This is a genomic window from Mesorhizobium sp. USDA 4413, from assembly GCF_056280365.1.
The window spans coordinates 6571865-6585825 of the sequence record NZ_JBVPRP010000001.1 but is presented as its reverse complement, the minus strand read 5'-3'; the positions used below and the strand labels follow the sequence as shown (position 1 = coordinate 6585825).

Genomic DNA, 13961 nt, shown 5'->3' with positions numbered 1-13961 from the left:
GGTCTGGTCCGAAAACCGGCTTCCACTTTTCGGGACCATGCGGCTAGACCTGCAAAATGGAAGAAACGAGAAGCTGGGTGTAGGGCGCACGCGGATCGTCGAGCACGCGGTCGGTAAGGCCGCTTTCGACGACGTGGCCGTCCTTCATCACCATCATGCGCTGCGACAGAAGCCGCGCCACGGCGAGGTCGTGGGTGACGACGATCGCCGACAGGCCGAGATCGGTGACCAGCCCGCGCAACAGGTCCAGCAGGCGGGCCTGCACCGAGACGTCTAGGCCGCCGGTGGGCTCGTCCATAAAGACGAGCCGAGGGCCGGTCACGAGGTTGCGGGCGATCTGCAGGCGCTGGCGCATGCCGCCGGAAAAGGCGCGCGGCTCGTCGTCGATGCGGTCCTCGTCGATCTCGACGCGCGACAGCCAGTCGACGGCGGTGGCGCGGATCCTGCCATAGTGGCGGTCACCGACGGCCATCAGCCTTTCGCCGACATTGGCGCCGGCCGACACCGTCATGCGCAGCCCGTCGGCCGGGTTCTGATGGACAAAGCCCCAGTCGGTGCGCATCAGGAAGCGGCGCTCGGCCTCGCTCATGCGGTAGAGCTCGCGCCATTGACCGTCACGCATGCGGTAGCTCGCGGTGCCGGAGGAAGGTAGCAGCCTGGTCGATAGGCAGTTGAGCAGCGTCGTCTTGCCGGAGCCGGACTCGCCGACCACCGCCAGGACCTCCCCCGGCCAGAGGTCGAAGGTGACGTTCTCGCAGCCGACGCGCGAGCCGTAGAATTTGGACAGCGCTGAAACGCGCAGCAGCGGTTCGTCGGTCATTCGGCCGGCTCCATTTTTTCAGAAGCAGAATGGGTCTCGGGGGCAAGGTGGCCGTGATGTCCATCGGCGCGCCGCTTCTCGCAGTGGTCGGTGTCTGAGCAGACGAACATGTGGCCGCCATGGTCGTCGAGGATGACCTCGTCGAGATAGACATTCTCGGCGCCGCAGAGCGCGCAAGGCTGGTCGAAGGTCTGCACCTCGAAGGGATGATCCTCGAAGTCGAGGCTGACGACATCGGTGAAAGGCGGCACCGCATAGATGCGCTTCTCGCGGCCGGCGCCGAACAATTGCAAGGCCGGCGAGCGGTGCATCTTCGGATTGTCGAATTTCGGCGTGGGCGAAGGATCCATCACATAGCGGCCCTCGACCTTGACCGGATAGGCATAGGTGGTGGCGATGCGGCCGTGCCTGGCGATGTCCTCGTAGAGCTTCACATGCATGAGGCCGTATTCCTCCAGCGCATGCATCTTGCGCGTTTCGGTCTCGCGCGGCTCTAGGAAACGCAGCGGCTCGGGGATCGGCACCTGGAAGACCAGCACTTGACCCGCGGTCAGCGGATGCTCGGGGATACGGTGACGGGTCTGGATGATCGTCGCCTTCCCGGTTTCCGTGGTGACGGCGACCTGGGCGACCTTCTTGAAGAAGGCGCGGATCGAGACGGCGTTGGTCGTGTCGTCGGCGCCTTGGTCGATGACCTTCAGCACATCGTCGGGACCGATGATCGAGGCGGTGACCTGCACGCCGCCGGTGCCCCAGCCATAAGGCATCGGCATCTCGCGCGAGGCGAAAGGCACCTGGTAGCCGGGAATGGCAATGCCTTTCAAAATGGCGCGGCGGATCATCCTTTTGGTCTGCTCGTCGAGATAGGCGAAGTTATAGGTGGCGATGTCGGTCGATTGCGCGTTCATTCCGCGGCCTCCCTTTTTTCTTCAGCCTTCTCCTCGTTTTCGCGGGCCTCGTATTCGGCGCGCATGCGGCGTACCAGGCCGAGCTCGGCCTGGAAGTCGACATAGTGCGGCAGCTTCAGATGCTCGACGAAGCCAGTGGCCTGCACATTGTCGGAATGCGAGATGACGAATTCCTCGTCCTGCGCGGCCGCGACGACATCCTCGCCAAGCTCGCTCGCGCGCAGCGCCCGATCGCACAGCGCCATGGCCATGGCCTTGCGCTCGCTCTGGCCGAAGACCAGGCCATAGCCGCGGGTGAATTGCGGCGGCGCCTTGGCCGAACCCTTGAACTGGTTGACCATCTGGCATTCGGTGACGCGGATGGAGCCGAGCGGCGCGGCAAAGGGCAGCTCCGGTACCTCCAGCTCCAGCTCGACCTCGCCGATGCGCACCTCGCCGACAAAGGGGTGATTGCGGGCGTAGCCGCGTTGCGTGGAATAGCCGAGCGCCAGCAGGAAACCTTCGTCGCCACGCGACAGCGCCTGCAGGCGGATGTCGCGTGCCATCGGGAACTGCAGCGGCTCGCGCGTGATGTCGCCAGGCACATGGTCAAGCGGCATGTCGCCGTCGGCCTCGATCAGACCTTCATGGGCAAGGATCGCGGAAACGCGCGGCATAGCCTCCGGCTCGACCGGGCGCTGCGCCGGCGTCTCGACCTCGGCGCCGGCGGCAAGCTCCGGATCGAGCAGGCGGTGCGTATAGTCGAAGGTCGGGCCGAGCACCTGCCCGCCGGGCAGGTCCTTGTAGGTTGCCGAAACACGACGCTCAATCTGCATCGCGCCGGTGTCGACCGGATTGGTGTAGCCGAAGCGCGGCAGCGTTGTGCGGTAGGCGCGCACCAGGAAGATCGCCTCGATCATGTCGCCGCGCGCCTGGACGACGGCCAGAGCCGCAAGCTCGCGATCATACAGCGAGCCCTCGCTCATCACGCGGTCGACGCCGAGCGCCAGCTGCTCGACGATCTGGTCGAGGCGCAGCGCCGGCACCGAGCGGTCGCCGCGGCGGCGATCGGCAAGCAGGCGGTGCGCATTGGCAATGGCGGCCTCGCCGCCTTTCACCGCGACATACATGTCACGCCTCCATCATCTTGATGCGGGTGGTGCGCGGCAGGCAGGCGAGGTGGCCTGGCGCCGCCAGGATGATGTCGACGCCGCGCGGGAAACGCTGGTTGTTCTGCTTCCACTGCTCGACGAAATGGCGCGGCATGCCTGGAGGCGCGATCATCGACGTCTTTTCGATCCCCGGACCTTCGAGCAGCAGCGACGGGCCCGAGGCAAGGTCGTCGAAGACGAGGATCAGCGTCGTAGAGCGGTCGGGATATTCCTGCGTGCCTTGCGCAAAACCGTCGAGCGCGGCCATCTCCTTCGGATTAGCGATCAAGGCGAAATGTGCATCGGCGGGGGTGTTGGCCAGGGGCGCGCCGGTGTGGAAGCAAAGCCAGGCCTTGACCGAGGTTTCCGCCTGCAGCGGCGGATCGAGCCAGACCGGCGTGTCGTTGTCGCAGAGCGAGAGCGCCACGGCGCCTGCCGTCGCCGACAATGGCGCGGGCGGGCGGGCGAGTGGCGGCAGGTTCTGGATGGTGCCTGGGCGCGCCATCGCGTCCATGATGGCGCGGAAGACGACCTGGGCGTTGAAGACCGGCTCGACGAAGCCGCCGTCGATCGATTGCGTGGCGATATCCATCAGTCCTCTCCGCGCACCATGGTGAAGAAATCCACTTTCGTGGCCGCCGCCTCGATACGCCGGGTCTCGCGCGCCGCGTCGAGCGCCGCGCGCAAGGGCGCGGCGAGCTTCGTCTCGACCGTTTCGCGGTGCCTCGGGTCCTGCCAGAGCGCGTCGGCGATCGCCGCGAGCCTGGCCTTGTCCTTGTCGCGGCCGAGCGCATAGGAATGGCCCACCCGGCCGGAGGGCAGCCGCACCGTGGCGCGGGTGACCGTCGCCTCGCCGACATTGAAGGGCGCGTCGCCGCCGCCGATCCGCCCGCGCACGGTCACCAGTCCGGTTTCGGGGCCGCGCAAAAGCTCGGCCTCGGAGGGCAGGCCAGACTCGTTCCACAGGCGGGCGATCTCATCGGCTTCGGCGTGCGCCAGCGTCGCCATCAACGCCTTTCGGCTGGCCTGCTCGCGCGCTTCCTGTCCTCGCATCGCATCCCTCCCTGCATCTGAAGATTTGTCTATTGATATAGACAACTATACAAATTATACCCACCTCCTAACGAGAGTCCATGACGGGTGGATGACAGGGAGCGCAAAAGTAGGGTGAGGACGTTGGGGGCGGGGAAATGAGCGGACTGGCAAGCAGCATCGAAAGGCGCAACGGCGTGTCGCTGTGGCGGCAGATCGCCGACAAGATATTGCAGGGGATCGCGAGCGGCGATTTCGCCGAGAACGCGGCGCTGCCGCCCGAGATAGCGCTGGCCGAGCGCTACGGCGTCAACCGCCATACGGTGCGCAGCGCCATTGCGGCACTTGTGCAGGAAGGCGTGCTGAAGGCCGAGCAGGGACGCGGCACATTCGTGTTGTCGCGCAAAAGGCTGTCCTATCCGATCGGCGCGCGCACGCGCTTCTCGACCGGGCTGCAAGGGCAGACGAGCGAGCGGCATATCGCGCTCTTGTCGTCGTCGACGGAGCCGGCCAGCCGGCGCGTCGCCGAGGCGCTTGGCATAGCGAAGGGCGCGGCCGTCATCCGCCTGGAGACGCGCGGCGAGGCCGACGGGCATGCGGTGTCACGCGCAACCACCTGGTTCGACGCCAAACGCTTCGCGGGCATCGAGGCGGCAATGGCGGAAACGGGGTCGATCACCGCCTCGCTGAAGCGCTTCGGCATCAATGACTATCTGAGGCATTCGACCGTGCTATCGGCGCGTCATGCCGACGCCGACGATCTTGCAGCCCTCGATCTGCAGCCCGGCGCCATCGTGCTGGTGACGGTCGCCGTCAACGTCACGCTGGACGGTGAGCCGATCCAGTTCGCGGAGTCGCGCTTTCCGGCGGAGCGGGTGGAGTTGAGGCTGTCGGCCGGCTAATAGTGCGTTTCACCGTTTCACGGAAACGGCGAAACGCCCTATCTATCTGTTTTACGCAATTCCGGACGGAAAACCGCTCACACTTTTCCTGGAATTGCTCTAGCGGCGCTCACCCGACCTCGATGACCGCCTTGATCAGCCCCGATTTCTCATGCGTCCATCTGGCCAGGTCACGCGGCGTCCCGGCGAGCGTGGTGCGATGGGTGACGAGTTTCGCCAACGGCACGGCGCCATTGCGGATCGATGCGGCCACATGCTCGAAGTCGGCCTTGAGCGCGTTGCGGCTGCCGACCAAAGTCATCTCGCGCTTGTGGAATTCGGGGTCGGAGAAGGTGATGTCGTCCTTGACGACGCTGACCAGCACCAGCGTGCCGCCATGCGCGACATGGGCGAAGGCCGATTGCACCGATTGCGTGTTGCCGGTCGCGTCGAAGACGAGGTCGAACCCTTCGCCGCCCGTCGCCTGCCGCACCAGTTCGCCGGCTGTCGCCTTCGAGGTGTCGAGCGCGGCAAAGCCAAGCTCCTTTTCGGCGAAGCCGAGACGTTCGCTGCTCATGTCGAGCAGGCTGACGTCGAGCCCCGCGATGCGCGCGAAGATCGCCGTGCCGAGGCCGATCGGGCCAGCGCCGATGACCAGCGTGCGCTGGCCGGGCAGCCCAAGCGATCGGCGTACCGCATGCGCGCCGATCGCCAGGAATTCCACTGCAGCGGCGTCGGCCAGCGACAGGCCGTTTGCCGGGTAAAGGTTCTGCGCCGGCACCAGGATCTCGTCGCACATGGCGCCGTCGCGGTGGACACCGAGCACTTCGATCTTCACGCAGCAATTCGGTTTGCCGTGCCGGCAGGCGATGCATTTGCCGCAGGCGAGATAGGGGTTGATGATCACCGGTTCGCCGACGGCGAGATCGACGCCCTCTGCCTTCTCGACAATGGTGCCGGAAACCTCGTGGCCCATGATGCGCGGATAGGCGAGGAAGGGATGCTTGCCTTCGAAGATGTGGTAGTCGGTGCCGCAGATGCCGACATGGCTGACGGCGATGCGCGCCCAGCCGTGTGGAGGTGCGCCGGGTTCGGCGCGGTCTTCGAGAACAAGCTCGCCGGGGGAGCGGCAGACGACGGCTTTCATGTGCAGATCCAGTGTTCAAAAAAGAGCGCCGGCCTCGTCATGCGGGGCCGGCGCGGAGTTCAGGGAGGATTCACTTGCCTCGCCGGCGCAGGCCGTCGAAGTAGACGATGACGATGATCAGCGCTCCGGTGATGACACGCTGCCAGAAGGTGTTGACGTTGAGCAGGTTGGCGCCGTTGTTGATCGTCGACAGGATGAAGGAGCCGATCAGCGGTCCATGCACGGAGCCGATGGCGCCGAACAGCGAGGTGCCGCCGATGACCGACGAGGCGATGGCCTGCAGTTCATAGGTGTCGCCCTGCGTCGGGTTGCCGATGCCGATGCGCGAGGCGAGCAGCACGCCGACGAAAGCCGCCAGCAGGCCGGACAGGACATAGGCCATGTAGATGGTGCGCGGCACGTTGACGCCCGACAGGCGCGCCGCCTCCGCATTGGAGCCTACCGAGAAGAGATAGCGGCCCCAACGCGTGTGATGCAGGAAAATGTAGGACGGCACGGCGACCAAGATCACCATCCAGAACAGGTAGGGGATGCCGGCGAGCGATCCGCGCGAGAAGGCCTGGAACGAATCGCTGTTGATCGAGATCGAGTTACCGTTGGTCATCAGCAAGCCGATGCCGCGCAGCGACGTCATGGTGGCAAGCGTGATGATGAAAGGCGGCAGGCCCATCTTGACGATGCCGAAGCCATGGAACAGGCCGATGGCCACGCCGACGAGCAAGGTAACGAGCACGGCGACCCAGATCGGCCAGCCTGCATTGATCAGCAGGGCGACGATGACGGTGGTGAAGCCGACGATGGCGCCGACCGAGAGGTCGATGCCGCCGGTGATGATGACGAAGGTCTGGCCGACGGCGAGGATGGCGATCAGCGAGCCTTGGCGCAGAAGATTGGTGATGTTGAGCGCCGTGGCGAAGGAGGGCGTGGCGACGGCCAGCACAATCCACATCAGAACCAGCAGGCCAAGCAGCGTCAGGCCGAAGAGGGCGTTGAAATTGCGCTTGGGTTTTTCGGCGGGGATTGCCTCGGTGCTCATTTTTGTCCTCCCGACTTTTCTTGTTTCTCGGCCAGAGCCTGACCCAAAATGTCCTCGTGGCTGGCGGTGCGGAAACCGTGCGTGGCGACCAACTTGCCGCGCCGGAACACATGCAGCGTGTCGGCAAGCTCGTAGACTTCCGGCAGGTAGGACGAGATCAGGATGATGCCGGCGCCCTTGGACAGCAGCGTCGAGAACAGGCGGTAGATCTCGGCCTTGGTGCCGACATCGACGCCCACCGTCGGCTCGTCGAAGATGAACAGCTTGGCGCCATGCGCCAGCCATTTGCCGATGACGATCTTCTGCTGGTTGCCGCCCGAGAGGCTGGAAGCCAGGGCATTGCGCGTCGGCGTCTTGATGCGCAGATCGGCGATCTGGCGGTCGGCCTCGGTCTTCTCCTTGGCGCCGGAGATCAGAAAGTTGCTCGAGATGCGCTTGTAGATCGGCAGGTTGAGGTTGATGCCGACCGGCAGATTGAGGCACAGGCCCTGGTCGCGGCGGCTTTCCGGGGCGAGCGCCATGCCGAGCCTTATCGCGTCATGCTCGGAATTGACCTGAACCTCCTTGCCTTCCCACAGGATCTGGCCGGCTGACTTCCTGTGACGGCCGTAAAGCGTGGTGACGAACTCGCTGCGGCCGGCGCCGATCAGGCCGTAGAGGCCGACAATCTCGCCGGCGCGGACCGTCACCGAGACATTCTCGAAGCCTTTGCCGGAGAGGTTCTTCGTCTCGACGATCGTGGCGCCGGGGGTGAAATGCTCCTTGTGGTAGATCTGCTCGATCGAGCGGTTGATCATCAGCTTGACCAGCTCGGGCTCGTCGGTCTCGGCAATGTCGCGGGTGCCGACCAGAGTGCCGTCGCGCAGCACGGAGACGCGGTCGGCAAGCTCGAACACTTCCTCCATGCGATGGCTGATATAGATGATCGTGACGCCGTCGCCTTTCAGCCGGCGGATCAGCTTGAAGAGCTGGTCGGCCTCCTTGCGGGTGAGATAGGCGGTCGGCTCGTCGAAGATCAGGAATTTCGTGCCGCGCACCGTGGCGCGGGCGGCGGCGATCAGCTGCTGCTGGCCGATGGTCAGGTCGCCGAGCACGACATGCGCCGGCAGGTCGAAGCCCAGCCCGTCGATGATCTTCTGCGCTTCCTTGACCATGGCGCGTTGCTGCAGCAGGCCGAAGCGGGATTCCTCCTCGCCGAGGAACATGTTGGCGGCGACGGTGAGGTGGCGGCACAGCACCACCTCCTGGTGGACGGCGTTGATGCCCAGCGCCATCGCCTCATGCGGCGTGGCCAAAGCCGCCGGCTTGCCTTCCCAGATGACCTCGCCGGACGTGCGCGGCATGACGCCGGTCAGAAGTTTTATCAGGGTCGACTTGCCGGCGCCGTTCTCGCCGACGATGGCGTGGATTTCGCCTGCCTTGAAGGCGAGGTGCACCGGCTTCAGCGCATGCGTGCCGGGATAGCGCTTTTCCAGTCCGTTGAGTTCGAGGATCGTCCTGCCCGGGGCCAGCGTGGGGGCGGGATGCAGGTCCTGCGCCGTAGACGTCATGACAATCCTCCCAGATTGGTCTCAACCGTTGGATACGCAGCGATGCGTCTGACGCGCATCTTGAAGTTGGAGCCTAAATCAGGCCGGCGAATTTCCAAATCGCCTGATGGATCGTTTCCGGGGCGATGCCGCCCCGGAAACGATTGTCGGGATGCTGCTCAGTTGAGCTTCGGGTTGAGCAGCGCGTCGATCTTCGGATCTTTCATATTGGCCTTGGTGACGAGGTTCGCGCCGGTATCGACATTGGCCTCGACCTTCTCGCCCTTCGAGGCCGCGAGAGCGGTCTTGATGCCGTCATAGCCCATCCGATACGGGTCCTGGACGACGAGGCCGGAGATGACGCCGTCATTCAAGAACTTGATCAGCTTCTCGTCGCTGTCGAAGCCGATCAGCGCCACCTTGCCGCCGAGATTGTTCTCGGCGATCGCCTGGCCGACGCCCTGCGCCATGATCAGGTTGGAGGCGAAGATGCCCTTGAGGTCCGGATTGGCGGTGATCAGGTCGGTGGCGATGTTCAAGCCCGTGGTGGCCTGGCCGTCCGCATATTTGTCGGCGACGAGCTCAAGGCCCGGATATTTGGCCTTGAGCTGTTCGATGAAGCCTTGCTTGCGCTGCTCGAGCGAGCCTGCGCCGGGCAGCGCGGTGATCAGCGCGACCTTGCCTTCCACCTTGCCGCCATTGGCGGCGCTGATCGCGGCAGCGAGACCGTCAGCGGCAACGCGGCCGCCCTGGACGTTGTCGGTGGTCAGGAAGGAGGTGAAGGCCTTGGAGTCGGCGCCGGAGTCGATGCCGATGACCTTGACCTTCGAAGCCGCCTCGTCGATCGGCTTGCCGAGTGCCTTAAACTCGGTCGGCGAGATGACGATGGCCGCCGGATTGCTGGCAACGGCATTCTCGAGGATCGAGATCTGGCCGTTGACGTCGGTTTCGGCCTGGGCGCCGAGCTCCGGAACGTTGATGCCGAGGTCCTTGCCAGCCTTGCGGGCGCCGGCCAGCACGATCTGCCAGTAGAAGGAGGTGGTATCCTTGACAATGATCGGAATGGTCACGTCGGCCGCCGAGGCGGGCGCGGAATGCATTGCGCCGGCGAGCATCGACGCTGCGGCCAAAGCCACGAAGGCGCGGCGGTTGAGAAGGCTGGTCACGAATTTCATTAGGTTCCTCCCTAAAGTCGCCTGGTGAAGGTTGCGGAAGCTCCGTTTGGATAGGCGCGGCCGAACAGAACTTTATCAATAAAAAACAGATGCTATTTTTTGATAATGCATCGCCATGGTCGATGCAAGCGGTGTCTGGTGCCGTTTATGTGATGCCGGATGAAGTCTGTCCGCTCCTCCCTGGCATTGCATGGGCGCTTCCGTTCCTCCTTGCCGACATGGAACGATAATTTCACGATGCTGTCAATATGGAACATTCATTCCATCATGAAGTCGCGCAATCGTGAAGACCGGCGTCCTTGCTTCCGACAACGCGTCCGCCCGCGGACTAAAGCGTCGCGCCCAGGTGCCAGGGCACGAATTCGTTGTCGCCGTAGCCGAACGCCTCGCTCTTGGTCTTGCGGCCGGACGCCGTCTCGATGATCAGTTCGAAGATCTCGCGGCCCATGCCGGCAATGGTCTTCTCGCCCGAGGCGATGACGCCGCAATTGACGTCCATGTCCTCTTCCATCTGGTGATACATGGTCGAATTGGTGGCGACCTTGATCGACGGCGTCGGCCGGCAGCCGAAGCAGGAACCGCGGCCGGTGGTGAAGACGATGACGTTGGCGCCGCCGGCCACCTGTCCGGTGGCCGAGACCGGGTCGTAACCGGGCGTGTCCATGAACACCAGGCCGCTGCCCGAGACCTTCTCGGCATAGCCGAAGACGCCGTTGAGCGGCGTCTGGCCGCCCTTGGCGACCGCGCCCAGCGATTTCTCGAGGATCGTGGTCAGGCCGCCGCGCTTGTTGCCGGGCGAGGGGTTGTTGTCGATCGAGGCGCCGTGCTTGGCGGTGTGGTCCTCCCACCATTTCACATAGTTGTCGAGCTTGGCGGCGATCTCGGGCGAAGCGGCACGATAGGCAAGCAGATGCTCGGCACCATAGATCTCGGTGGTCTCCGACAGGATGCCGATGCCGCCGCAGCCGGCCAGGATATCGACGGCCGCGCCCAGCGCGGGATTGGCGGTGATGCCGGACATGCCGTCCGAGCCGCCGCATTGCAGGCCGACGACGATCTCGGAGACCGGGATCGGCTCGCGTTGCAGATGGCCGACCTCCTCGGCGATCTCGGCCAGAACGCCCATCGCCTTCTCGACAGACTTGCGCGAGCCGCCGGCCTCCTGGATGTTGAAATGGCGTTTTCCCGCGGCCACACCCTTCTGGCCGTAAAGGGTAAGCTGGTTGACCTCGCAGCCCAAGCCGACCATCAGCACGCCGCCGAAATTCGGATGGCGGGCATAGCCGGCCAGCGTGCGGTGCAGCACCATCATGCCGTCGCCGGTGGCGCTCATGCCGCAGCCCTGGCCGTGCACGATCGGCACGAAGCCGTCGATGCCGGGATATTTCGGCAGCAGCGTGCGGTTGGCCTCGTCGGCGATGGCATGGCAGACGGTCGACGAGCAATTGACGCTGGCGATGATGCCGATGAAGTTGCGCGTGCCGGCGCGGCCGTCGGCGCGGCGGTAGCCCATGAAGGTGCGCTTGCGGTCGGCCTCGGTGGCGTGCTCGGCCTCGCTCGGCGGCACCACCGGCAGGCGGCCGCTCTCGAACACCAGATTGTGCGAATGGACGTGCTCGCCAGGGGCGATGTCTTGCGTGGCGCGGCCGATTGCCTGCGCGTATTTCACCACCGCTTCGCCCGCCGCGATCGGTTTGATCGCCACCTTATGGCCCGGCTCGATCACGGCAGTCGCGGCGGCGCCGCCCGGCAATGGCGTTCCAATTTCGATGCGCCCGTTGGCAACGGCGACATTATCGGAAGGTGAGAGAAGGATGGTGTTTGCAACGGTCACGGGCGGCTGTCCTGGGTGATCCTGGGAGTGCGGGCGGATTGACTTGCGCCCGTTTAAAGGTAATGTCTTTTATCGGGAAAAAACATTTTTGCGTCAATTGTTTTTTCGCAGGCGACGTGTGTCGGTAGACGCCCGCGATTGCCCGTTTTGCAAGCCGGCGAAAAACGTTCCGCTTTTCGGAGGCTTGCGCTAGAGCAATTCCAGGAAAAGTGCGCAGCGGTTTTCCGTCCGGAATTGCGCAGAAACAAGGATTTAGAGCGGTTCAGCGATTCTGGGAAACGCTTAACCGCTCCAGGAACACCCATCATATCGCGCTTCCGGCGAGTTGCCGCAAGCGTTGGGGGATACGGGGCATGTCGAAGAGCAACAATGTCTACAAGGACGCCTTCAACCGTTGCCTCAGGCTGCTCGACGAGACCAAGAGCCTGCCGTCGGAGCCTGAGCTCGGCACGCTGCTCGGCGTCAGCCGCACCACGGTGCGAAGCATTCTTTCGCGCATGGAAGAGACCGGGCTGATCGCCTGGAACAAGCGCAACAAGACAGTGCTCAGGGCGGCGCGGCCGGAGGATTACTTCCCCGAGGAGGAGACCGATTCGCTGGCCGAGATCATCGAGCGATCCTTCATGCGCCGCCTGCTTGCCGAGGGCGCCGAGGCCGGCATGCAGATCAACGAGCTGGAGCTGGCGCGCGAGATCGGCGTCGGCACCACCAGCGTGCGCGAGTTCCTCATCCGCTTCTCGCGCTTCGGGCTGATCGAGAAGCGACGCAACAGCCATTGGGTGCTGAAGGGGTTCACGCGTGCTTTCGCGCTGGAGCTAACCGAGATCCGCGAGATGTTCGAGCTGCGCTCGGCGGCGGCCTTCGCCGCGCTGCCGGAGGATAGCGCGGTATGGGCCGATCTCGACCGCCTGGAGGTCGAGCATCGCCATCTCGCCAGCGAGATCGCCACGCGCTTCAATGAATTCTCCGAGCTCGACGAGCGCTTCCACCGGCTGATCCACCGCGCCTCGCACAACCGCTTCATCGTCGACTTCTACGATGTCATCGCGATGATCTTCCACTACCACTACCAGTGGAACAAGGCCGAGGAGCGCCAGCGCAACGAGGTCGCGGTGCAGGAGCATCTCGCCTATATCGCTGCGCTGAAATCGCGCGATCCCGGCAAGGTGGACGTCGCTTGCCGCAAGCACCTGAAGTCGGCGCGCCAGACGCTGTTGAGTTCCATTCCCGAAGGACGGCAGGCGCAGCCCGCCTAGGATCTGTCGATATTCAGGTGATGCGGCCTGACCTGAATCTCAACGGACCCTAATCGATGTCGCCCAGAAGCGTGCAGCGGGTCTGGGCGATAAAACGGGCGCGTCGCGCCGTGTTGCCGCAGCGCGGTTTTGCCGATTTTCCCGGCCGCATCGTCCGTGTTAGGGTCGATCAAGTTTCCGGAGAGGCTTTGCGTTGGATATAAGGCTGAGACGAGGGAGCACGCCGGCCGCGTTTGTCGCGGCGCTGCTTCTATTGCTTCAGTCCTCTCTCGGCGCTTTCGCCTTCGGCGCGCCTTCGCAGCTCGACGCCTTCGGCAATGTCATCTGCACGCATGAAGGCGCTGTAAAGTTTCCCGGCGGGGATCCACACCAGCAGCATATGCCGGCCTGCTGCTCGTTCGGCTGCAGCATGGTTTCGCCGGCGCATCTGCCGCCGCCGCAAGCAGCCACGCTGGCCGGAACCCAGCTTTTCGAGGCGGTCGCCTTCCAGCTTCCGGCCTTCCGGCACCAGGACTTCGCCCGCGACCGCTCTCCGGCCAATCCGCGCGCACCGCCGGCGTTGGTCTGAACCGCGGAACGTTCCGCGCGCCTGTTCATCCAAAGATCAGACTGTTCGCGGCCGCATTCCGGCGCGATCCCGTACTCATGGAGCAACCATGTCCAATGTTCTTTACGAGGCGCAAGCCTTCGCCTTTCGCGGCGCGCCGCGTTTCCGCCTCCAGCAGCGCATCGGCCTTGCCGTGCTTGTCGTTCTTCTCCTGTTCGCCTGCATTCCCGCCGCCCTCGCGCATGAATTCAAGGTCGGCGATCTCGAGATCGAGCACCCCTGGTCGCGGGCGACGCCGCCCGGTGCCAAGGTGGCCGGCGGTTATTTCACCGTAGTCAACAAGGGCAGCGCGCCGGACCGGCTGCTGTCGATTTCCTCCGATATCTCCGACAAGGCCGAACTGCATGAGATGGGCGTCAAGGACGGTGTCATGACCATGCGGCCGGTCAGCGGCGGGCTCGAGATCCCGGCCGGCGGCAAGGTCGCGCTGAAGCCCGGCGCCTATCACCTGATGTTCGTCGGCCTCAAGCGGCAGCCGAAGCAGGGCGAGAAGTTCCCGGCGACGCTGACCTTCGAGAAGGCCGGCAGCGTCAAAGTAGAGTTTGCCGTCGAAGGCATGGGTGAGACGGGCAGCGGCGATATGGACATAGATCACGCCGACTAATC

14 protein-coding genes are annotated in these 13961 nt (G+C 64.4%); 4 read left to right on the top strand and 10 right to left on the bottom strand.

Translation table 11 applies throughout. From position 1 onward, the window contains the following. Positions 1-43: 43 nt before the first annotated feature. From phnK to phnG, 5 genes are read right to left on the bottom strand one after another with little or no spacing between them, the layout of a single operon-like run. Entirely contained in the window at positions 44-820 is a 777-nt protein-coding gene (gene phnK / locus ACVMIM_RS31990) for a phosphonate C-P lyase system protein PhnK (RefSeq protein WP_476116916.1), read from the bottom strand. After that, entirely contained in the window at positions 817-1728 is a 912-nt protein-coding gene (locus tag ACVMIM_RS31985) for an alpha-D-ribose 1-methylphosphonate 5-phosphate C-P-lyase PhnJ (RefSeq protein ID WP_476116914.1), read from the bottom strand. The genes phnK and ACVMIM_RS31985 overlap by 4 nt, the downstream gene beginning before the upstream one ends. Next, the gene (locus tag ACVMIM_RS31980) at positions 1725-2837 is read right to left on the bottom strand and encodes a carbon-phosphorus lyase complex subunit (RefSeq protein WP_476116913.1); all 1113 of its coding nucleotides are present in this window, start codon (positions 2835-2837) and stop codon (positions 1725-1727) included. Before ACVMIM_RS31980 ends, ACVMIM_RS31985 begins: the two co-directional genes overlap by 4 nt. Position 2838: 1 nt before the next feature. Next, complete coding sequence (gene phnH / locus ACVMIM_RS31975) at positions 2839-3450, bottom strand: phosphonate C-P lyase system protein PhnH (protein ID WP_476116911.1); 612 nt, start codon at positions 3448-3450, stop codon at positions 2839-2841. Continuing rightward, positions 3450-3911 carry a phosphonate C-P lyase system protein PhnG gene (phnG, locus tag ACVMIM_RS31970; RefSeq protein ID WP_476116910.1) on the bottom strand — a complete coding sequence of 154 codons (462 nt, stop codon included), beginning with the start codon at positions 3909-3911 and terminating at the stop codon, positions 3450-3452. Before phnG ends, phnH begins: the two co-directional genes overlap by 1 nt. A 137-nt stretch (positions 3912-4048) precedes the next feature. Here phnG and phnF point away from each other — a divergent pair, with 137 nt between their 5' ends. Continuing rightward, entirely contained in the window at positions 4049-4792 is a 744-nt protein-coding gene (phnF, locus tag ACVMIM_RS31965) for a phosphonate metabolism transcriptional regulator PhnF (protein ID WP_476116908.1), read from the top strand. A 109-nt stretch (positions 4793-4901) separates the two neighbouring features. On the opposite strand, the gene ACVMIM_RS31960 is transcribed toward phnF, so the two are convergent. The 5 genes from ACVMIM_RS31960 to ACVMIM_RS31940 form a co-directional block, all read right to left on the bottom strand. Next, the gene (locus ACVMIM_RS31960; protein WP_476116907.1) at positions 4902-5918 is read right to left on the bottom strand and encodes a zinc-binding alcohol dehydrogenase family protein; all 1017 of its coding nucleotides are present in this window, start codon (positions 5916-5918) and stop codon (positions 4902-4904) included. A gap of 70 nt (positions 5919-5988) precedes the next feature. Beyond that, on the bottom strand, positions 5989-6954 hold the full coding sequence (locus tag ACVMIM_RS31955; RefSeq protein WP_041003652.1) for an ABC transporter permease: 966 nt from the start codon (positions 6952-6954) through the stop codon (positions 5989-5991). Continuing rightward, a complete protein-coding gene (locus ACVMIM_RS31950) occupies positions 6951-8504 on the bottom strand; it encodes a sugar ABC transporter ATP-binding protein (protein WP_278051780.1) in 1554 nt (517 codons plus the stop codon). The genes ACVMIM_RS31955 and ACVMIM_RS31950 overlap by 4 nt, the downstream gene beginning before the upstream one ends. Before the next feature lie 158 nt (positions 8505-8662). Continuing rightward, positions 8663-9658: an ABC transporter substrate-binding protein gene (locus tag ACVMIM_RS31945; protein WP_041003648.1), complete on the bottom strand. Its 996-nt coding sequence runs from the start codon at positions 9656-9658 to the stop codon at positions 8663-8665. Between the two features lie 328 nt (positions 9659-9986). After that, on the bottom strand, positions 9987-11492 hold the full coding sequence (locus tag ACVMIM_RS31940) for a UxaA family hydrolase (RefSeq protein ID WP_041003646.1): 1506 nt from the start codon (positions 11490-11492) through the stop codon (positions 9987-9989). Positions 11493-11845: 353 nt separating this feature from the next. On the opposite strand from ACVMIM_RS31940, the gene ACVMIM_RS31935 reads away from it, so the two are divergent. The 3 genes from ACVMIM_RS31935 (at position 11846) to ACVMIM_RS31925 (ending at position 13959) form a co-directional block, all read left to right on the top strand. Next, positions 11846-12748 (top strand): GntR family transcriptional regulator, encoded by a 903-nt coding sequence (locus tag ACVMIM_RS31935; RefSeq protein WP_041003644.1) that lies wholly within the window; start codon positions 11846-11848, stop codon positions 12746-12748. 205 nt (positions 12749-12953) lie between these two features. Further along, the gene (locus ACVMIM_RS31930; protein WP_476117447.1) at positions 12954-13316 is read left to right on the top strand and encodes a DUF2946 family protein; all 363 of its coding nucleotides are present in this window, start codon (positions 12954-12956) and stop codon (positions 13314-13316) included. A gap of 88 nt (positions 13317-13404) precedes the next feature. After that, positions 13405-13959 (top strand): copper chaperone PCu(A)C, encoded by a 555-nt coding sequence (locus tag ACVMIM_RS31925; RefSeq protein WP_476116904.1) that lies wholly within the window; start codon positions 13405-13407, stop codon positions 13957-13959. The last annotated feature ends 2 nt before the right edge of the window (positions 13960-13961 follow it).